This is a genomic window from uncultured Bacteroides sp., assembly GCF_949298305.1.
GTDB lineage: Bacteria > Bacteroidota > Bacteroidia > Bacteroidales > Bacteroidaceae > Bacteroides.
Genome location: NZ_CASFWU010000003.1, coordinates 31243 through 53419 on the forward strand (window position 1 = coordinate 31243; position 22177 = coordinate 53419).

At 52.0% G+C, this 22177-nt stretch carries 14 protein-coding genes; 12 read left to right on the top strand and 2 right to left on the bottom strand.

Going from position 1 to position 22177, the window contains the following annotated elements; all coding sequences use genetic code 11:
* The first annotated feature begins 54 nt into the window (after window positions 1-54).
* From Q1Y74_RS00660 to Q1Y74_RS00685, 6 genes are all read left to right on the top strand, one after another.
* Window positions 55-1317, top strand: a complete 1263-nt coding sequence (locus Q1Y74_RS00660) for an MFS transporter (RefSeq protein ID WP_300811765.1) — start codon at window positions 55-57, stop codon at window positions 1315-1317.
* Window positions 1318-1327: 10 nt separating this feature from the next.
* Window positions 1328-1888: a bifunctional nuclease domain-containing protein gene (locus Q1Y74_RS00665; RefSeq protein ID WP_300811766.1), complete on the top strand. Its 561-nt coding sequence runs from the start codon at window positions 1328-1330 to the stop codon at window positions 1886-1888.
* 33 nt (window positions 1889-1921) lie between these two features.
* Complete coding sequence (locus Q1Y74_RS00670) at window positions 1922-2620, top strand: 16S rRNA (uracil(1498)-N(3))-methyltransferase (RefSeq protein ID WP_300811767.1); 699 nt, start codon at window positions 1922-1924, stop codon at window positions 2618-2620.
* A 13-nt stretch (window positions 2621-2633) separates the two neighbouring features.
* Window positions 2634-4178 carry a DUF4836 family protein gene (locus Q1Y74_RS00675; RefSeq protein WP_300811768.1) on the top strand — a complete coding sequence of 515 codons (1545 nt, stop codon included), beginning with the start codon at window positions 2634-2636 and terminating at the stop codon, window positions 4176-4178.
* A 154-nt stretch (window positions 4179-4332) separates the two neighbouring features.
* Entirely contained in the window at window positions 4333-4977 is a 645-nt protein-coding gene (locus tag Q1Y74_RS00680; protein WP_300811769.1) for an ATP-binding cassette domain-containing protein, read from the top strand.
* Window positions 4978-4983: 6 nt separating this feature from the next.
* A complete protein-coding gene (locus Q1Y74_RS00685; RefSeq protein ID WP_300811770.1) occupies window positions 4984-6189 on the top strand; it encodes an ABC transporter permease in 1206 nt (401 codons plus the stop codon).
* A 149-nt stretch (window positions 6190-6338) separates the two neighbouring features.
* Here Q1Y74_RS00685 and Q1Y74_RS00690 read toward each other — a convergent pair whose 3' ends face one another.
* Window positions 6339-10433 (bottom strand): two-component regulator propeller domain-containing protein, encoded by a 4095-nt coding sequence (locus tag Q1Y74_RS00690; RefSeq protein WP_300811794.1) that lies wholly within the window; start codon window positions 10431-10433, stop codon window positions 6339-6341.
* Window positions 10434-11201: 768 nt separating this feature from the next.
* On the opposite strand from Q1Y74_RS00690, the gene Q1Y74_RS00695 reads away from it, so the two are divergent.
* From Q1Y74_RS00695 to uxuA, 6 genes are all read left to right on the top strand, one after another.
* Window positions 11202-12923 (top strand): DUF5597 domain-containing protein, encoded by a 1722-nt coding sequence (locus Q1Y74_RS00695; protein WP_300811771.1) that lies wholly within the window; start codon window positions 11202-11204, stop codon window positions 12921-12923.
* Window positions 12924-12969: 46 nt separating this feature from the next.
* A complete protein-coding gene (locus Q1Y74_RS00700) occupies window positions 12970-14688 on the top strand; it encodes a sialate O-acetylesterase (protein WP_300811772.1) in 1719 nt (572 codons plus the stop codon).
* Window positions 14689-14720: 32 nt separating this feature from the next.
* On the top strand, window positions 14721-16133 hold the full coding sequence (locus Q1Y74_RS00705) for an MFS transporter (RefSeq protein ID WP_300811773.1): 1413 nt from the start codon (window positions 14721-14723) through the stop codon (window positions 16131-16133).
* 146 nt (window positions 16134-16279) lie between these two features.
* Window positions 16280-17254 carry a glycoside hydrolase family 43 protein gene (locus Q1Y74_RS00710; protein WP_300811774.1) on the top strand — a complete coding sequence of 325 codons (975 nt, stop codon included), beginning with the start codon at window positions 16280-16282 and terminating at the stop codon, window positions 17252-17254.
* A 55-nt stretch (window positions 17255-17309) separates the two neighbouring features.
* Window positions 17310-19268, top strand: coding sequence for an alpha-glucuronidase (locus Q1Y74_RS00715; RefSeq protein WP_300811795.1), 1959 nt, complete (start codon window positions 17310-17312; stop codon window positions 19266-19268).
* Between the two features lie 6 nt (window positions 19269-19274).
* Entirely contained in the window at window positions 19275-20459 is a 1185-nt protein-coding gene (gene uxuA / locus Q1Y74_RS00720; protein ID WP_300811775.1) for a mannonate dehydratase, read from the top strand.
* A 492-nt stretch (window positions 20460-20951) separates the two neighbouring features.
* Here the strand turns inward: uxuA and Q1Y74_RS00725 are convergent, their stop codons facing one another.
* Window positions 20952-22175, bottom strand: a complete 1224-nt coding sequence (locus tag Q1Y74_RS00725; protein WP_300811776.1) for a glycoside hydrolase family 88 protein — start codon at window positions 22173-22175, stop codon at window positions 20952-20954.
* Window positions 22176-22177 lie beyond the last annotated feature (2 nt).

Below are 22177 nucleotides of genomic sequence, written 5' to 3' on the forward strand. Positions count from 1 at the left end.
ACTTATGTAAAAACCAAAAATCTGTTTATCTTAAAAACTTAAACAAAAAAAGCTATGAACATCAAAGTCCGCCTGATTATCATGAACTTCCTGCAGTTTGCCGTGTGGGGTTCCTATCTGACATCCATGGGCAGCTATCTGGTCAACGTCAATCTGGCAGCACACATCGGAATCTTCTACGCCATGCAGGGCATCGTCTCCCTCTTCATGCCGGCCATCATAGGCATCATTGCCGACCGCTGGATTCCCGCACAACGGCTTTTGAGCATCAGCCATTTCATAGCTTCTTTCTTCACCGGACTTACAGGTTACTACGGCATGAAATACGGGGCTGAAGTGGAGTTCGGCACCCTCTTCACCTTCTACTCGCTGAGCGTAGCCTTCTACATGCCCACGCTGGCCCTGTCCAACTCGGTGGCCTACAACGCCCTGGACAAGGCCGGACTGGACACCATCAAGAACTTCCCCCCCATCCGCATCTTCGGCACCATCGGATTCATCTGCTCCATGTGGCTGGTGGACATTCTGGGATTGCAGAACGATTACGGGCAGTTCCTGGTGTGCGCCCTCATCGAGGTCATCTACGCCTTCTATGCCCTGACGCTCCCCTCCTGTCCCACGAACCGGGGCGGACAGAACAAATCGCTGGTGGAAGCGCTGGGCCTGCGCGCCTTTGCCCTGTTCAAGCAGAAGAAGATGGCCATCTTCTTCCTCTTCTCCATGCTGCTGGGCGTGTCGCTGCAAATCACCAACGGCTTTGCCAATCCCTATATCAAGAGTTTCGGCAGCATCCCCGAGTTTGCCGATACCTTCGGCGTGCAGCACGCCAACATCCTGATTTCCCTGTCGCAGGTGTCCGAGACGCTCTGCATCCTGCTGATTCCCTTCTTCCTCAAACGCTTCGGCATCAAATACGTGATGCTGATAGCCATGCTGGCCTGGGTATTGCGCTTCGGCCTGTTCGGAGCGGGCAATCCGGGCAGCGGCGTGTGGATGTTCATCCTCTCGATGATTGTCTACGGCGTGGCATTCGACTTCTTCAACATATCCGGTTCTCTGTTTGTTGACCGCGAAACCGATAAAGACATCCGCTCCAGTGCTCAGGGGCTGTTCATCATCATGACCAACGGACTGGGCGCCACCATCGGCACCCTGGGAGCACAGGCGGTAGTAAACTATTTTGTAGACTTCAACAGCGATGTCCCGCAAGTGGAACAATGGCAATGCGCCTGGTACACCTTTGCCGCATACGCACTGGTAGTGGCTGTCGTGTTTGCCCTGGTATTCAAGTACAAGCACCGGCCGGAAGACATATAACCCCAACAACATGAACAAGACCAAAAAAGAACTGCAGGTTCTCAACATATCCAACAGCCAGGAACAGGCCGGTGCCTACGCGCTGGTGCTGGGCGAAGTGGACGGCGACCGCCAGCTGCCCGTCATCATTGGCAGCAACGAGGCCCAATACATTGTCATCGAACTGAGAGGCATTGTCCCGCCACGCCCGCTGACCCACAACCTGTTTGCCTCCGTACTCGAAGCGATGGGCGCCAAACTGATGCGCGTGCTCATCTACCGGGTGGAAAACGGCATCTTCTATTCTTATATCTACCTGAAATACGGAGAAAACATCATGCGGGTAGACGCACGCACCAGCGATGCCGTCGCATTGGCGTTACGGATGAATGCACCCATCCTGGTCTATGAAGAGATACTTGAACAAGAAGGAATACGGATGGAAGACTTTATCGAAAAAGAGACATCCGCCTCTCCCCGGAAACCCACCCTGCAATCATTGGAAGCCGCCTTGCAGAAGGCCGTCGAAAGCGAAGACTATGAACTCGCCGCCCAGCTACGCGACCAGATAAACCAACTGAAGACCCCGTAAACAAACGTCCTGAAAACGCCCAAACCAAGCATTATGCACGTATTCTATACACCCCAGATACAGACATGCGCCGAACTGCCCGAAGAGGAAGCCGCACACGCCGTACGCGTGCTGCGCCTGCAAGCCGGCGACGAGGTGATGCTCACCGACGGCGAAGGCTGCTTCTACCGCGCCGAGATAACCACCGCCACCAATAAGCGCTGCCTGGTGCGCGTCCTCGAAACACAGCCACAGGCCCCCTTGTGGAGCGGACACCTGCACATAGCCATGGCGCCGACCAAGAACATGGACCGCACGGAGTGGTTTGCCGAGAAGGCCACAGAGATTGGCTTCGACGAACTGACCTTCCTGAACTGCCGCTTTTCGGAGCGACGGGTCATCAAGACCGAACGCATTGCAAAGATACTGGTGTCGGCCATGAAGCAGTCGCTCAAGGCACGCCTGCCACGGCTGAACGAAATGACCGACTTCGACCGTTTTGTGACACAGCCCTTTACGGGCCAGAAATTCATTGCTCACTGCTACGAAGGCGAGAAGCCCCTGCTGAAGGACGTGGTGCAGCACGGTGAAGACGCACTGGTGCTGATAGGCCCCGAAGGCGACTTCAGCCCGGAAGAGGTGGAGAAAGCCCTGGCCAACGGCTTCCGCCCCATCAGCCTGGGCCGCTCCCGACTACGCACAGAAACGGCTGCCCTGGTAGCCTGCCATATACTGAATCTACTTAACCAATAAAAAAAACAAAGAGATGAACAAGAAATTATGTTTGAAGTTGTCAGCATGGATCATGCTGCTGTTTGTGGCAACTGCCTGCTCGAAAAAAACAGAGTACACCAACGCCATCCCCGGCGATGCAACAGCCGTATTTTCGTTCAACCTGAACGAGTTGGGCAAGAAAGCGGGAGGCAGCGAGGAAAACAAGGCCCTCATCGAAAAGATGACGGAAGCATTGGGACAAAGCAACCTGAACGCCGCTACCGTTGACCAGCTGAAGACCATCGTGAAAGACCCGAAAGCATCGGGCATCGACCTGAGAGAGCCCGTGTACATCTTCCGCTCGGCCGACTTTCCCGTTGCCCTGCTGGCCAAGGTGAACAACGAAGACGACTTGCAGAAGCTCATCGGCCTGGGCGAGAAGGAACAGGCCTGCACCCCCGTGGCCGAAGGCGAAGGCTACCGCTACACCACCATCAACAACCAACTGTTGCTGGCCTTCACCCCGACTACGGTCATCATGACCGACTATGGTAACGAAGCCGCCACGCAGGAAAAGATGCTGGCCAACCTGGCCACAGTGCTGAAGCAGACAGCCGAAAACAGCATTAACGCCGACGAGGGCTTCCAGAAGGCTGTAGGAATGAAGAAGGACATCACCCTGTATGCCTCGTACGCAGCCCTGCCCAAGATGTACACAGAAGCCCTCCGTTCGACCATGCCCAACATCCCCAATTGGGAAGGAATGATAATCCTGGGCGGACTGTCGTTCGAAAAAGGCCAAATCGTCATTGATATGGAACCCTACGCCAAAGATGCCGAACTGAAAGCCTACATCGAAAAGCAGAGTGAAGCCACCCTTCCCCTCCAGAACAAATACCTGAGCAACTATCCCCCCGCCACCTGGTGCTACCTCACCATGGGTGTCAACGGAGAGAAGGCCGTCAGCAACCTGCAGGAGACCAATGCCCTCGCCATACTGCCTGACGGACAACGCCAACTGCTGGAACAGCTGCTGAAATCCCTGCGCAACGACGTAAGCGCGGGCGCCTTCATGGAAAAAGGCATGCCCACCGTGTTGCTCTGCGCCGAAACCGAGGACGAAAACCTGCTGAAGACTTTCTTCGAAAAAGCTACCGAACAGCACCTGCTGAGAAAGAACGAAATGATACAAGTGAACGACCAGGAATACGTCTTCCAGTCGCTCTTCAAAGTCTACTTCGGCATCAAGGACAAGAACCTCTACATCACCAACGGAGAGCAGCTCTACAAGGACCTCATGGCCGGCAAGAACCCCGACAATGAGAAAATGCCCTACGCCGACAAGCTGAAAGGCAAGAACTCGGCCTTCATCCTCAACATCGAAGCCATCTGCTCGCAGCCCGAAGTAGGGCTCGCCATGCAAAGCATGAGAGACAAGGAGCTCGTTGAACTTTGGCAGATAGTCCAGAAGATGACCCACATCGAAGCGACAAGCGACGGACAACACGCCCAAGGCGTAATCGGCCTGAAAGACAAGGACCAGAATGCGCTGAAGTTCATAGTAGACAACATCAAGCAGTTGGCAGGAGGCTTCTGACCCCTCCCAACAGCGCACAACCCACCGGGCACGGACCGTGCAGAGCGGCTGGGCAACGGACTGCAACCCCGTCCGTGCCCTCCCCCCTGCGTAGTCCGTGCCTGTCCAATGAAAAGCTACCGTCACACCTATTTTCCAGAAGACAATCCTCCGCATGAACAGCATCCATCTCAATCAAGCCCTTCCCCAAGTGTTCGCCGGCCGCGACAACGTGGTTTCCAACGTGTGGCAGCGGGACGTGGCCTTCCTCAAAGGCCGCCGCTACCTGATAGAAGCCGCCTCGGGCACGGGCAAATCCTCGCTTTGCAGCTACATCTACGGCTATCGCCGCGACTACAAGGGCCTCATCGACTTTGACGGACAGGACATCCGCCGCCTCTCCACCCGCCAATGGGTCACCGTCAGAGAACGCTCGCTCAGCATCCTGTTCCAGGACCTGCGCATCTTCCCCGAACTCACCTCCATGGAGAATGTGTTGCTGAAGAACCGTCTGACCGGACACAAGACGAAAGAAGAAATCAACACCCTGTTCGAGACAATGGGCATAGCGGACAAGACGGACGAAAAGGCCGGCAAACTCTCCTTCGGCCAGCAGCAGCGGGTGGCCTTCATCCGCAGCCTCTGCCAGCCCTTCGACTTCATCCTGCTGGACGAACCGGTCAGCCACCTGGACGACGCCAACGGAGCCGTCATGAGCCGCCTGCTGGAAGAAGAAGCCCGCAGACAGGGGGCAGGCATCCTTGTCACCTCCATCGGGAAGCACCTGAAACTTGACTACGACACCATCCTAAAACTCTGACACCCCATGAACAGACTTGTTTGGAAACTCCTCCGCCAGCACATCAGCATCGGCCAACTGGCCGGATTCTTTCTGGCCAACCTCTTCGGCATGACGATTGTCCTGCTGGGCATCCAGTTCTATCAGGACGTGCTGCCCATCTTCACCCAGGGCGACAGCTTCATGAAGAAGGAATACATCATCGCCACCAAAAAGCTCAACCTGCTGAGCAACCTCACCGAGAGCGGAAACACCTTCAGCAACGACGAAGTGGAGAAACTGAAGCAGCAACCCTTCACCCGCAGCGTGGGAGCCTTCACCCCCTCGCTGTTCAAGGTTTCGGCCGGAATGGCCATGCAGGGGACGGGCATCCAGCTATCTACCGAAATGTTCTTCGAGTCCGTGCCCGACGAGTATGTAGACGTCAGCCTGGAGAGGTGGCATTTCGACAAGGACAGCCGCTCCATCCCCATCATCATTCCACGCAACTACTTGAACCTCTATAACTTCGGCTTCGCCCAAAGCCGCAGCCTGCCCAAGCTGACCGAAGGGCTGATAGGACTGATACAGATGGACATCCTGATACGCGGCAACGGGCAGACCGAACGCTACAAAGGCAACATCGTGGGCTTCTCCAACCGGCTGAACACCATTCTGGTGCCCCAGTCGTTCATGGACGAGGCCAACCGCCGCTTCGCTCCCGACAAGGAAGCCCATCCGTCGCGCCTGATTGTGGGAGTGAAGAATCCTGCCGACCCCGCCATCAGCCAATACTTCCAGCAGAACAGCTACGAGACCGAAGGCGACAGCCTGGACGCTGGCAAGACCACCCACTTCCTGCGCCTCATCACCGGCATCGTGCTGGGCGTGGGCCTGTTCATCAGCATCCTGTCCTTCTACATCCTGATGCTGAGCATTTTCCTGCTGTTGCAGAAGAACACCGTCAAGCTGGAGGACCTGCTGCTCTTAGGCTACAGCCCCGCCCGGGTGGCCCTCCCCTACAACCTGCTGACCACCGGGCTGAACCTGCTTGTGCTGCTGCTCGCCGTAGTGGGCACGCTTCAGGTGCGCCACCTCTACCTTCCCGTCTTGCAAGACCTGTTCCCCAGACTGGAAGAGGCCTCCTTGTGGCCAGCCGTCCTGACCGGCTTCCTGCTGTCAGCAGTTGTATCCGTCCTGAACATCCTAAGCATACGGAAGAAAATAAACGGCATCTGGAAGGGCCGGCACTGAATAGAAGGTGTTTCACCCAGTTGTGTACCCAGTACTTGCAAGGAAGTACTGGGGTACCTGCGTAAGCCTACTCAAAGACTTGCAGGGAAGTACTGGAGTAAGTGACAAAAAATCATCTGAACTATTACCAAGGATTGGTGAAAGACATCTCAAGAAGCACTCGAATCCCCACCGGAAATCTCTGATGAATCCTCCTCCTTCCCTTGATGCTTGTACATATAATCTTTGGGGGACATGCCATATCTCTCCTTGAACGAACTGGAGAAATGTGATAAATTGACATAACCGGTAGCATAGGCAATCTCAGAGATAGTCAGTTTCTTATCTTCGGCCAATAGAGTAGCCGCCTGCTGCAAGCGAATGTTTTTGATAAAATCTCGAGCAGAAAGATTGGTCAGTTCTTTCAGTTTCCTATGGATATGTACCCTACTTAAGCCCACCTCATTCGCCAACATTTCAACATTCAGGTCAGGATCAGCCAAATGTTCATTCACCACTTTCATAACCTTCTCCATCAGCTTCTCGTCACCAGACTTTATTTCAATCTTCTCCATTTTGCTCTCTTGCTGCTGTGCCCCGCTAAACTTGTTACGAAGCAAACGTCGGTTGGAAATAAGATTGGCAATAACACCTTTTAATAATTCTGTATTAAATGGCTTTACGATGTAAGCATCTGCACCAATATCTATACCTTCCAGCTTATCCTCCGGTTTTGACTTGGCCGTCAGAAGGACAACTGGAACGTGGTTAACATTCGTATTCTGCTTTATTTTACGACAAAGGGTCAGCCCATCCATCTCGGGCATCATAATATCACTTATAACCAGATCAGGAGCATCAGAAAGAACCAGTTCATAAGCTTCTTTACCATTGCAGCACGTCTGTACCCTATATTCTCCCGAGAGTTCTTCCTTCAGATAAGCCCGTATTTCTTCCTCATCTTCCACCACCAGCACCTTCAAGCGAGTTTTAGCTTTCAAAGGTTTATCACTGCCGGTTTTCGTAGCTTCTTCATCCAAAGCCGGTTCGGAAGTAGGACGCATAGGCATCCCCGGTAAACTGTGTGTTACTACAGTTTCTCCTGCACCCATTTCGAGTTCATCCGCCCTCAGGTGGGCTGCCCCCAACGGAATGCGGATAACGAAACGGCTGCCCGAAGTATCCTCACGATTCTCTGCAAAGATTAAGCCATGATGCAGTTGTACCAGCGAGCGGGACAGATGCAGGCCGATGCCCGTACCGAAATTGGAATTGGTCACATCGTTGTTTATCTGATAGAAACGTTCGAAAATCTGGTCTATCTTATCCTTATCTATGCCAATACCGTTGTCTGTCACCGTAATCTCGAAATATTCTTTCAGTGCATCCTTCCGCGAAGGGTCTTTTCCCGTAGTAAGCTTGACCTGAATCTCGCCCTCTTCGGGCGTGTACTTGAAAGCATTTGACAGAATGTTCATCAGAATCTTGTCAAAGTTGTTCAAGTCTATCCAGACTTTCAGTTGCGGCATGTCATGCACGAAGCTGAAGCGAATCTTCTTCTTTTTGGCCATATAGTCAAAAGTCAGCATCACATCGTCAATAAAGCCTACCATATCTGTCTCACGGAACTTCATGAACATTTGCCCCTTATCCAGCTTTCGAATGTCCATCAACTGATTAATCAACCGCAGAATCCGTTGTGCATTCCAATAAATCATCAGATAGGTTTTGTGCAGTTCCGAATCCTTCTTGTCCGAAAGCAGTTTCTCAAGCGGATTGATAATCAACGTCATCGGAGTACGTATCTCATGAGAAATATTGATAAAGAACTGCAGTTTGGCCTCGTTTAATTGTTCTATGTGTTCACGCTTCATAATCTCGCGACGGTGACGCATACGAGAATACAGATAATTCACAATGCCTGCCACCAGCAAGCCAAAGAGGATGACGTATATTAAATATGCCCACCAAGTTTCATACCAGGGAGGCGAAATAAGAATTTGAACCGCACGTACTTCGGAAGCTTGCCCGTGCAGCAAAGCCCTGACAGAAAACGTATATTTTCCCGGAGGAAGGTTGTTATAAGTCACACGGTTTACGCCAGGTTCCGTTGTCGACCACTGACGGCTCAGTTCCTCAATGCGATATTGATAGGAAATCTGCTCAGGCACATTATATTGTAAGGTTGAAAACACGATACTGAACGTATTGTCATCATGGGATAGCTGAAACTGCCGAGCATCCTGTACAATCCCATCGATAACCGCTTTCCCGCCAGAGAGTGTATTTTTATGTACAGGACGATTGAAAATGAAGAAATCGGTTATCCAGACTTGAATATCTTTTGAACCACTGTCGATGGCATCCGGCCAAAAGCTGGTAACACCGTTTACTCCACCAAAATAGATTTTGCCCGAACGGCCCTTAAAGAAAGCACCGTGCATAAATTCATTGCCCTGCAATCCATCGCCTACATAATAATTAATGAAATGTCCTTCTGTCACATTATACTTACTGACACCCCAATAAGTGCTAATCCATATATTGGAATTTCCATCCTCACACAATCCACAAATTACATTATTGGGAAGGCCATCCTTTGTCGTAAATCTCTGCACTGTTGCACTTTTTTTATCAAACCGGAAAAGACCGTCGGTCGTACCGGCCCAAATGTTGCCACTCTCATCCTCCATCAGAACATAGCCTACACAATCTGTAATCAACAAATTCTTCTGCCCGTAATCCAGAAAACTTCCAGTAACCGGATTAAAACAGCTGATACCTTTGTAGTGAGCCAGCCAAATCATTCCCTCGCTGTCACAAAACAAATAATTCACCCAGTCATTAGCCAACTCATTGCGTGTCAAGTCTCCTTTCTCATCTTTAGACGATTCATAATGCTTCAATTCACCTGTCTGCAAACTGTATTGATAAAATCCTGAGCCTAAAGTAGCCACATACAAGTTCTTTTGCCTATCCTCTGCAATAGCCAAGACTTTTTGTCCGGAAGTAGACGGCAAATATTCGCATTCCCCCGTTTGCCGATTCAACTTAGCCAACCCACGGGTATAAGAACCTAGCCACAAATTGCGGTCTGTATCTTCGTAAATGGACATCACAGTATTGGCTACCGAACGCGAAGAGACACCCGGACTGTAATGACGTATCCTTTTTCCATCTGACGTCAGTTCATAAATACCTTCATTATCCGTTCCTATCCACAAATGAGAGCCGCTGTCTTGGAAAATAGACATTACACATCCCTGCCCAATAGGATTATAATAAGTAGATTTGCAACCGAAATAATCGAAGGGATTATCCTGCTTGGGTACCAGAACAATTCCTTTCTGAAATAATCCCAACCAAAGATTATCATCCTTGTCTTCCAAAATAGCATGTATTTTACCAGAAGAAAAATCCAAAGGAGCAGCATTGATGGTAAAATTCTCCAGGCAATCGGATTGTGGATTGTAAATTTTAAGTCCCTGCCCGTCAGTCCCTACCAGCAGTCTGTCATCTGCCCATGCCAAGCAGTAAACCGAAATGACTTTCCGCCCCTCGCAAGGCACTTGAACGAAACGTTTCTTCGTCCTGTCATAACGCGAAAGTCCGTTTTTTTGAGTGCCAATAAACAGATTACCATTTTTATCTTCTATAATGGCAGAAACATAATTGTCATTGATTTCCGGATATTTGAAAATCCGTATTTCCTTTGTATCGAGCGAATAACAAATCAATCCATCACCTTCGGTTCCTATCCAGATGTTTTGGTGCGAATCCTCGTACATGTTCACCTGGAAATTATAATTTGCCTGATGCAAGAGATTATCCGCTGATATACCTTCCATACGTGTCTCGTCCAAGCGGAACAGGCCTTGACCGGTAGTAGTCATCCAGATTTCACCGTTATGCAGTTCTATAATCTGAGTGACATGGGGAAACACTTGCCGTCCGCCACGCATCATCGGAATCTCTGAGAAGGTATCCGTCTCCCGATTATAAAGCATCAGACCGTCTATACATCCCACCATCAATCTTTGGCGAGTATCCTCAAAAAGAGTCCGTACATAATTGTTTTTAATGGAGGAAGTATCAGAAGATACATGGTAATAATTGGAAAAACGCATTCCATCAAAACGATTCAGTCCATACTCAGTCGCACTCCACACAAACCCACGACTGTCCTGAAACAGCTGATTGACCATGCTGCTGGACAATCCATTCTCTGTTGAATAAAAACGACCGGTCTGGGCATGAACCTGCATACACCCCCAAAGCAACAAAAAACTTAAATAAAAAAGGCTATATATGTTCTTCATCCTACAAATTATCAAGATTGAAGTCCAAAGATAGGATTTATTCTTTAAAATAAAATATTTCAAAAACGTTTTTTCAATCTACAACATTGAATCACAAAAATCAGAAAGACAGTACTTATTACAATATCCGTTCGTACATTCCGACAGAAATAGAATTACAACATTTTGAAATACAGGGAAAAACCATCCATAAGGGAATTGGAGAAGCAAACAAGAGTTAACAATTAGGTCCTTCCGACAAAATTAGCAATACCAACCATAACCGTATATTTTATCCTTTCAACCAACAGATTCGCAAAAAATCTCTTCAAGGTTCAATGATGTTATATGAGAGAAAGTTTATGTAACATAAAAGAAAGCAATCCGACAATTGAGAAAACAATACACCCAAAGCTAATAAAGAAAAATCTTCAACACATTTCTGTTCCAAGTTTCACATCGGACAAAATAACAGACAAGAAGCGCACAGATATCCCTAATCCATATTAAAAAAAAGAATCTATTATGAGAAACAAGATGCCATGAAAAGGCTGTTTTTCCACAGCGACACCCCTTTTTGATACACAAAGCAGAATCGATGTACGATAAACAAAAGAAAATGTAACATACAGAGGCAATGTGTAACCCAGAAAAAGATTTGTGGTACGTCCTACAAACCGTTTTACAAAACAGATATCTATCTTTGTGTTCGTAAAAAGTCTTAAACTAATGCCAATGATGACAACGAAAAACTATATATTTATTTTGCTTCTGTCTATCTTTGTGACAGGAACGACATTTGCCCAAAACAGCATCCTACGAAAGCAAGGAAGCACTTCCCAGCTGGTGGTAGACGGTAAACCTTTCCTCATATTGGGAGGTGAATTGGGCAACTCGTCCGCCTCATGTATCCCAGACATCGAACGCATATTCCCTAAACTTCAGCAAATTGGATTGAATACAGTTCTTGTCCCCGTATATTGGGATTTGACGGAACCGACCGAAGGGAACTTCGACTTCACACTGACCGACCAGGCACTGAAATCTGCCCGCCAATGCAACCTGAAAATCATTTTCCTCTGGTTTGGCACCTGGAAGAACTCCATGAGCTGCTACGCGCCGCTCTGGTTCAAGAAGGACTATCAAAAATATCCCCGTTCATACACCCGCAACGGCAAGCCGTTGGAGATAGCCAGCGCATTCTCCGAGAACGTTTTCCAGGCAGACCATCGCGCTTTCAGCCAATGGCTGAAGCATCTGGCTACCGTTGACAAACACGACGGCACCGTTATCATGATTCAAATAGAGAATGAAATCGGAATGTTGGAAGATGCCCGTGACCACTCGAAAGAAGCAAACCGCGCCTTTCATTCTCCTGTTCCCCAAGAACTGACAAGTTATTTGCAGAAAAACAAAAAAGCACTTCACCCGCGTATGCTGGAAAAATGGAGCAGCCAAGGTTGCAAGACGAACGGGAACTGGGAGGAAATCTTCGGAAGCGGCATCGGAACAGACGAGATTTTTATGGCGTGGCACTATGCCCGATATGTAGAGAAGATGGCACAAACAGCCCGTTCCATCTTCAATGTTCCTCTTTATGTCAATGCGGCCATGAATAGCCGTGGACGGAAACCTGGCGAATATCCGTCGGCAGGTCCCTTGGCACACCTGATTGACGTTTGGCATTGCGGAGCCCCCAGCATTGACCTGTTGGCTCCCGACCTGTACGACCAAGGATTTGCCGGTTGGGTAGCCCAATACAAACGGCCCAACAATCCGTTGTTCATCCCGGAAACGAAATTAACAGACGACAACGGAGTGAGAGCCTTCTATGTCTTCGGCGAACATGACGCAATCGGCATCAGTCCGTTTTCCATTGAAGACTATCCAGACACGCCCCATACTCCATTGTCGAAAAGTTATGCCAAGTTGAAAGAACTGATGCCTCTCATCACCCGATACCAAGGGAAAGGGGCGATGAAAGGATTGCTCTTCGACCAAGAGAACAAAGAACGTATTCTGACTGACGACGAACTGACAGTCACCTGCCGCCACTACTACACCCTCCCATGGGACGCACGTGCCACAGACGGTAGCCGATGGCCGGAAGGCGGAGGTTTACTGCTGAAATTGTCCAAAGACGAATATCTTGTTGCAGGCAGTGGAATTGTCGTAGAATTTGCAAAAAGCACAGAGAAGCAATACGATAATCCTTCCCAAGCCTCATTGGGAGAAGACGGATTTGCAACCCGAGGTAATAACCAGGCCCCAAGCGCAAAGCAGTGGAAAGGTCTCCGTTGCGGTTTAGCCAGTGTGGATGAAGTGAAAGTAAACGGGGACGGAAGCATTGGCTATGTCCGCCGTCTGAACGGAGACCAAAGCCATCAAGGGAGACATGTCCGCATCCCGACAGATGACTTCAAGATACTACATGTCAAACTCTATGAATACCAATAACAACACATACAATCAGCATATATTAACCCATAAAGATATAAAAGGTATGAAAATTGAATTGAGTTATAATAAGGTTAGGTTAGGAGTGGCAGCGCTGCTTTGCCTTTGCGCTACCCCCTGGGTAGAAGCAAAGGTAAAGCTGCCTGCTTTAATTTCAGACGGCATGGTGCTGCAACGCGAACAACCCGTCAAGCTGTGGGGAACAGCCGATGCAGGAGAAACCGTTGAGGTGAAGTTTCTGAAGAAGAGTGTAAAAAATGAAGGAAAAGTGTCTTTGCCTGCCGCAATGAAGGGCAGCAAGCTGAAAGCCTCTTACACCGCCGTCGCTGATGAAAGCGGCCAATGGAACATCGTGCTGCCTCCGCTGAAAGCCGGAGGTCCGTACCTGCTGCAAGTGAACGACATTGAATTGAAAGACATCCTGATAGGCGATGTATGGCTCTGCTCCGGCCAGTCAAACATGGAACTGCCTGTAAATCGGGTAACCGATATGTTCGCTGACGAAATCCGTTCATACAACAACGACCGGATACGCCACATTATCGTACCTAAAGTATATAACTTCCACGCTCCTCAGGACGACATGCCTCAGACAAGCTGGAAACCACTGACACAGGAAAACGTAATGGATTTCTCGGCTTTGGCCTATTTCTATGCCAAAGCACTTTATGAAAAGACCGGCGTACCCGTGGGACTTATCAACTCCAGCTGGGGCGGTACACCCGTCGAAGCATGGATTAGCGAAGAAGGACTGAAAGAGTTTCCGCTCTACATCAACGACAAGCGCCAATATGAAGACGATGCCTATTGCGACCATATTAAAAAGGTAGAAGGCGAAAGCTTCTACCGCTGGAACCTTGCGCTCTACAAGGGCGATCCCGGATTGCACGAGGCAAAACCTTGGTATGCTGCCGACTACGATGACTCGGGTTGGAAATCCGTAGAGATGTTCTCCGCCGAATGGGGCTCGAACGGACTGAATCCGATAGGAGGTTCACACTGGTTCCGCAAAGAAGTGGAAATTCCTCAAAGCTGGAATGGCAAGGAAGCCGTTCTGCGCCTGGGCTGCATTGTTGATGCAGATTCGGTTTACGTAAACGGACAGTTTGTGGGAACCACCAGCTACCAATATCCGCCCCGCATCTACCGGATTCCTGCCGGATTGCTGAAAGCGGGCAAAAACAATGTCACGATTCGCCTTATCAGCAACGGAGGCTATCCTCAGTTTGTCAAAGAGAAACCCTATAAAATCATCTGCACACCCACAGAAGGGAAGCAGGAAGAAGTAAGCCTGGAAGGAAACTGGAAATACCGCCTTGGAGCACCGATGCCCAACGCTCCCAGCATGATGTTCTTCTGCTACAAGCCCGTATGTCTGTACAATGCCATGATATCACCCTTACGCAACTACTCAATCAGAGGTGCCATCTGGTATCAGGGAGAATCGAACGTATCACGTCGTAACGAATATACAGCATTGCTCACCGCCATGATAGCCGACTGGCGCCGCACCTTCCAGAACGAAGAATTGCCGTTCTACATCGTAGAATTGGCCGATTTTCTCTCCAAGGATGACATCGGCGGACGTAAGGCCTGGGCCGAGATGCGCCAGGAACAGGCCAAGGCCGCACAAAGCAACAGCCATGCCACACTGATCAAGAACAGCGACCTGGGTGAGTGGAACGACATCCATCCGCTGGACAAGAAGACGCTGGGTGGACGTGTGGCAGATGCCGTATGGAAAGACATGAATCAATCGAAATAACAGAATTAAAATAAACAAAGCTCTAATTATTTATGGAACCTGTAACAAAAAACAACGAAGAGTCCAAAGGATTCTACAAATTGTCATGGCTCCAACGAATCGGATTCGGCTCCGGTGACTTGGCACAAAACCTTATCTACCAGACGGTATGCATGTACCTGCTCCTCTTTTACACCAATGTCTATGGATTGAGCCCATCATCCGCAGCCTTCATGTTCCTGATTGTTCGTGTAGTGGACGTATTGTGGGATCCGCTGGTAGGAGCTTTTGTCGACAAGCACAACCCTCCGCTGGGCAAGTACCGTTCTTACCTGGTATTGGCCGGTATTCCTCTGACAGGTTTTGCCATTCTTTGTTTCTGGAACGGCTTTTCCGGTTCTTTGGTTTATGCATACATTACATACGTGGGCTTATCCATGCTCTATACATTAATCAATGTTCCCTATGGCGCGCTCAACGCATCATTGACCCGCGACACCGACGAGATTACCACATTAACCAGCGTACGTATGTTCCTGGCCAATACAGGCGGATTGGCAGTTGCCTATGGTATTCCTAAGATTGTAGCCGCCATTTCTCCCGACGGTCTGACCAACACCACAATGAGTGCCCATGCCTGGTTCGTCACCATGACCATCTATGGTGTCATCGGGTTGGCTTTGCTCATTTTCTGTTTCACGCAGTGCCGTGAGCGGGTCGTAATGGATGCCAAGGAAACTGAAAATGTAAAAGTATCTGACCTGTGGGTGGAATTCAAGCGAAACCGCCCCTTGCGTGTCTTGGCTTTCTTCTTCGTCACAGCCTTTGCCATGATGGCAGTAGGTAACTCGGCAGGTTCCTATTATATGATTTACAATGTGCAAGGCACCAGCGACCAGATGGCCAATTTCATGGCACTGGGTTCCATTCCGGCCTTCATCTTCATGCCGCTCGTACCTTGGATCAAACGTAAGATAGGTAAACGCGCCATGTTCAACGTGTTCCTGTCCATCGCCATCATAGGCATGGCCATGCTTTACATCATTTCAGTCACTCCCTCTCTGAAATCTCAGATTTGGCTGGTGTACGTAGCCCAGTTCATCAAATCAACGGGTGTCATCGTGGCTACAGGTTATATGTGGGCGTTGGTTCCCGAAGTCATCTCATACGGAGAATACACCACCGGCAAACGCATTTCGGGCATTGTCAACGCACTGACCGGCATCTTCTACAAAGCCGGTATGGCCTTGGGAGGTGTGGTTCCCGGCCTGGTATTGGCTTATGTAGGTTTCGACCAAGAGAATGCTGTCAGCCAGTCTCCTTTAGCCGAACAAGGCATCCTTTGGCTGGTAGCTGTCATTCCCGCCATTCTGTTGGCGTTGGCCATGTTCATCATTTCCAAATATGAATTGAGTGATGAAAAGATTGACGAAATCAACAAAGAAATTGAAAAGCGCAACAAATAAGGAAAAACAAAGCAAACGATTTGCACGGAGATGAGCGGACAAGATTCACATAACCGCCCGTCTGTGCCTATCGTACAGAATTTATCCACAAGGATTCTGCAAAGACGAATAACTCAAAATAATGAATCTATAAAAAACAAACGATTATGGAAAAAGAGAAAAGATACCTGTTTCCGGCCGACTATATGGCCGACCCGTCGGTACACGTGTTCAACGACCGCGTTTACATCTACCCCTCCCACGACTGGGAATGTGAGAACGTTGAAAACGACAACGGCGACCAGTATGTCATGAAGGACAGCCACGTGCTCTCCACCGACGACCCCATGCACGGCGAAGTCATCGACCACGGCAAGGCACTCGACATTGCCGACATCCCCTGGGCCGGACGCCAGCTGTGGGACAGCGACATTGCCGAGAAAGACGGCAAATACTACCTGTACTTCCCGCTGAAGGACAAGACCGACATCTTCCGCATCGGCGTGGCCGTCGGCGACCGCCCCGAAGGTCCGTTCATTCCCCAGCCCGACCCCATCCGTGGCAGCTACAGCATCGACATCGCCGTACTGAAGGAAGGCGAGGACTACTACATGTACTTCGGCGGCATCTGGGGCGGACAGCTCCAACGCTACAAGGACAACAAGGCACTGGAGATTCCCGAACTGCCCGAAGGCGACCAGCCTGCCCTGCCCAGCCGCGTAGTAAAACTGAGCAAGGACATGCTGCAGTTTGCCGAAGAACCGCGCCCCGTCATCGTGGTGGACGAAAACGGCGAGCCGCTGAAGGCCAACAACCCCTACCGCTTCTTCGAGGCCAGCTGGGTACACAAGTACAACGGAAAGTACTACTTCTCCTACTCGACGGGTGACACGCACATGCTCTGCTACGCCATCGGCGACAATCCTTACGGCCCGTTCACCTACCAGGGCGTCATCCTGACTCCCGTCGTAGGCTGGACTACCCACCACTCCATCGTGGAATACAAGGGCAAGTGGTATCTGTTCCACCACGACAGCGTGCCCTCGGGCGGCAAGTCCTGGCTCCGCAGCCTGAAGGTGTGCGAACTGGAATACGATGCCGAAGGCCACATTTTAACCATTGACGGCGGAGGAGAAAAATAGCATGAAACGACGCTGGATACTGACAGCAGGGCTGGCCCTGCTGTCAATACTCAAAATGGCTGCCGAAGACGGCAGCCATTTATGGCTCCGCCCGCACCAAGGAGCCAATGCACAGGTGACCGCACCGCGCCAGTCGCCCACTCTGGACATTGCCGCCAACGAACTGCGACAGGCCTGGAAGGGAGCGCCCGTGACGCTCGAACTGAAGAAGGACAAGCAGCTGGGACAGGAAGGGTTCCGCATCAGCCGGCAGGCCGACCGCGTACTCCTCTCCTCGCCCAACGAAACCGGACTGCTCTACGGAGCCTACCACCTGCTGCGCCTGCAGGAGACACAGGCCCTCTCCCGCCTGGACGGTGAGGGAGTGACCGAAGTACCCGCCTACGGTCTGCGCATCCTCAACCACTGGGACAACCTGGACGGAACCATCGAGCGCGGCTATGCAGGCCAGTCGCTCTGGAACTGGGACGAACTGCCCGGCAAGCTCTCCGACCGCTACGAAGCCTATGCCCGCGCCAACGCCTCGGTCGGCATCAACGCCACCGTGCTGAACAACGTCAACGCCTCGCCCCAGATGCTCTCTACCGAATACCTGCAAAAAGTGAAAGCACTGGCCGACGTCTTCCGCCCCTACGGCATCCGCGTCTTCCTGTCCGTCAACTTCGCCTCGCCCATGCAGCTGGGCGGATTGTCTACAGCCGACCCGCTGGACAAGGCCGTCATCCGCTGGTGGAAGGACAAAGCCAAGGAAATCTATCAGCTGATACCCGACTTCGGCGGCTTCCTCGTGAAAGCCAACTCCGAGGGACAGCCCGGCCCGTGCGACTTCGGCCGCACCCACGCCGAGGGAGCCAACATGCTGGCCGATGCCCTGAAGCCCTACAAGGGAATCGTCATGTGGCGTGCCTTTGTCTACAGTCCGTCGGATGCCGACCGCGCCAAGCAGGCCTATCTGGAGTTCCAGCCGCTGGACGGCCGGTTCCGCTCCAACGTCATCGTACAAATCAAGAACGGCCCGATAGACTTCCAGCCGCGCGAACCCTACAGCCCCCTGTTCGGCGCCATGCCGAAAACGCCGCTGATGGTCGAGTTCCAGATTACGCAGGAGTATCTGGGCCACTCCAACCACCTGGCCTACCTGGCCCCCATGTGGAAGGAATTCTTCCAGTTCGTGACTCCCGCCTCCATCCAGGCTGTGGCCGGAGTAAGCAACATCGGCTCGGACACCAACTGGTGCGGACACCCCTTTGCGCAGTCCAACTGGTACGCCTTCGGCAGACTGGCCTGGAACCCTGAACTCAGCTCGGACGAGATTGCAGACGAGTGGCTGAAGCAGACCTTCACCACCGACGAGGCCTTCGTAGGTCCCGTCAAGGAAATCATGCTGGAGAGCCGCGAGGCCGTTGTGGACTACATGATGCCGCTGGGTCTGCATCACCTCTTTGCCTGGGGACACCACTACGGCCCCGAACCCTGGTGCAGCGTGGACGGCGCACGCCCCGACTGGCTGCCCTCCTACTACCACAAGGCCGATGCAGAAGGTATCGGGTTCGACCGCAGTTCCAAAGGCAGCAACGCCACCGCGCAGTATCCCGCAGAACTGGCGGCACAGTACGACAACCTGTCCACCTGCCCCGACGAGTACGTCCTCTGGTTCCACCACGTGCCCTGGACACACCGCCTGCAGAGCGGCCGCACCCTGTGGGACGAGCTGTGCCACCGCTACGACAACGGTGTGCAGCAGGTAAAAAAGTTCCAGAAAGTATGGGACCAAGCCGAAAAGTATGTAGATTTGCAACGCTTCCAGGAGGTACAATCCTTGCTGAAGATACAGATGCGCGACGCCGTGTGGTGGAAGGACGCCTGCCTGCTCTATTTCCAGGAGTTCTCCAAGCTGCCCATCCCTTACGACATCGAACGCCCCATCCACAACCTGCGCAGCCTGCAAAAGGTGCAGCTGCCCATCAGCAACTACGAGTGCCCCACAGAAGAATTGTTGAACAAGAACAGATAAAGGAATATGGAAAAAACATGGAGATGGTTCGGAAAGAAAGACAAAATCACGCTTGACATGCTCCGCCAGATTGGCGTGGAAGGCATCGTTACCGCCCTGCACGACGTACCCAACGGAGAAATCTGGACAACGGAAGCCATTCTGGACCTGAAGAACTACATTGAATCCCACGGCCTGCGCTGGTCTGTGGTAGAGAGCCTGCCCGTGTGCGAGGCCATCAAGTACGCCGGCCCCGAACGCGACCAGCTGATTGAGAACTACAAGGTCAGCCTGGCCAACCTGGGCAAAGCAGGCGTCAAGACCGTGTGCTACAACTTCATGCCGGTCATCGACTGGATACGCACCGACCTCCAGCATCCCTGGGCCGACGGCACCTCGTCGCTCTACTTCGACCGCATCCGCTTTGCCTACTTCGACCTCAAGATTCTGCAACGGGAAGGAGCTGAAAAAGACTATACCCCGGAAGAACTGCAGAAGGTGGAACAACTGGACCGCGTCATCACCGAGGCCGAGAAGGACGAACTGATAGACACCATCATCGTCAAGACCCAAGGCTTCGTCAACGGCAACATCAAGGAGGGCGACAAGAACCCCGTGAACATCTTCCGGAACCTGCTGGCCCTCTATAAAGGTATCGACCGCAACGCCCTGCGCGAGAACATGCGCTACTTCCTCAACGCCATCATGCCCGTGTGCGACGAGTACGGCGTCAACATGTGCGTACACCCGGACGACCCGCCTTTCCAGGTGCTGGGCCTGCCGCGCATCGTGACGGACGAGGCGGACATCGCCTGGTTCCTGAACGCTGTGGACAATCCGCACAACGGACTCACCTTCTGCGCAGGCTCGCTCAGCGCCGGCGAGCAGAACGACACCCGCACGCTGGCCCGCAAGTTTGCCTCGCGCACCCACTTCGTACACCTGCGCAGCACGAAGGCCATGCCCGGCGGCAACTTCATCGAGAGCTCGCACCTGGAAGGAAGAGGCCACCTGATAGACCTGATACGCATCTTCGAGCAGACGAATCCCGCCCTGCCCATGCGCGTAGACCACGGCCGCACCATGCTGGGCGACGAGGACAAAGGTTACAACCCCGGCTACTCGTTCCACGGACGGATGCTGGCACTGGCACAGGTGGAAGGCATGATGGCCGTGGTGCAGGACGAAATGCGCCGCGGCGAGTGCCGATAAGGCAAGCCTCTGCATGCAAGCAGACAGATATGCTTCGGCCGCGGACAACAGGAGTGTTACGGGGGAAAAATCCACTTCCCCGACGCAACACATCCTGTTGCCCGCGGCCGTTTTATGAACGTTCCACGCTTTCCTTCTATCCGTTTGATGCAATGGCCTTCACACCTTCACAGCATCACAATCCACAGATTAACAACTGTTTTCTGTGAGTTCAGGGTTTCACGACATCCGTCCTCCACCTCTCCCCCAACAGTTTGTCCCCGACCGTTTCTCATCAGGGAGAAACATGAATGCCCGCAGGGACACCGGACCGTGCAAGCACCGTCCGCAGTGAATGCTTGCACGGTCCGTCCACCATGCTTGCATCGTCCGCGGACGATGCAAGCATTCACCTGACGGAGTATGCCTATCCCCTGTAATACGGTTCACGCCGCTTCCGGTCTGCTCCGTTGTTCCGGCAAAAGCACACACTGCTTCGGGCAGACAACGTTCTCAGCTATGCACGTTCTCCGCGTCCTCCAGTTTCTTCAGCCTCAGCAGCGCCTCTATATAATAGTAGTCGGCGTAGATGATGGAGGCGTCAATCTCCGAACCGGCGGGTTTGTGACCGGTGGAATGCAGCAGGAAGGAAGGCTTGCTCTTGCGGCTCTGGTACTGCTCCGAACTGAGCGACTCCAGCATCTTCACCGCAGCGGCACGGTAGTGCTTGCTCCGCTCTTCCTGGGTGAAGGTGGAAAGTTCCAGCAGCGCCGAGGCAACTACGGCCGCGGCCGAGGCGTCGCGGGGCGCGTCGGGTATGGCAGGGTCATCGAAATCCCAATAAGGAACGTAGTCTTCCGGCAGGCGTTCCAGATAGACATCGGCCACCCGTTGCACGAACTCCAGATAGCGGGGGTCCTTCGTCTCGCGGTACATCACCGTGTAGCCGTAGATGGCCCAGGCCTGTCCGCGTGCCCACATGCTGTTGTCGGCATATCCCTGGTGGGTCACTCCGCGCAGGAAGTCGCCTGTCAGTGTGTCGTAGACAGCCACATGGTAGGACGTATAATCCGGACGGAAGTGGTATTTCATGGTCTTGTCGGCATGTGAGATGGCCAGGTCTGCCAAGTAGGGATTGCCTCCGTTCTTGGCTGCCCAGAACAGCAGTTCCAGATTAATCATGTTGTCCATGATGGTGTTATGTCCGCCGAACAGCTCCACGTTGCGCGGCCAGGAGAGGATGGTTCCCACCCGGGGCCGGAAGAGGGTGGCCAGCGTGTCCGCCGTGTCCAGTATCACCTGCTTGTACTCCGGGTTGTTCGTCAGGCGATAGGCATTCCCGTAACTGCAGAATACCAGAAAGCCCAAATCGTGGTCGAAGGCCGGAGTCTCTGACAGGAACTTGAGCGAGGCCGTAAACTTCTCGGCTTCCCGGCGGATGGCTTCGTCGCCGGTATATTCGTAGTCATACCAGAGGATGCCCGGCCAGAAGCCAGCACACCATTCTTCCTTGGTGGCCTTGCGGCAATGCCACGTGTTGAGGCTGTCCGCAATGTTACGGGGCATCATCGTGTAGTCTATGGTGCCGCCGCCCGCCTCCTTCAGTTCTTCCAGCGTGCGGTGTACCTGTTTGTCACAATAGTCCAATGCGCGTTCGGCATCGAATTCTTTTTCAGCGGTGGTGCAGGCCGAGAGCAAACACAGGCCCAGTCCTGCCAGCAATGTCTTTGTCTTCATAT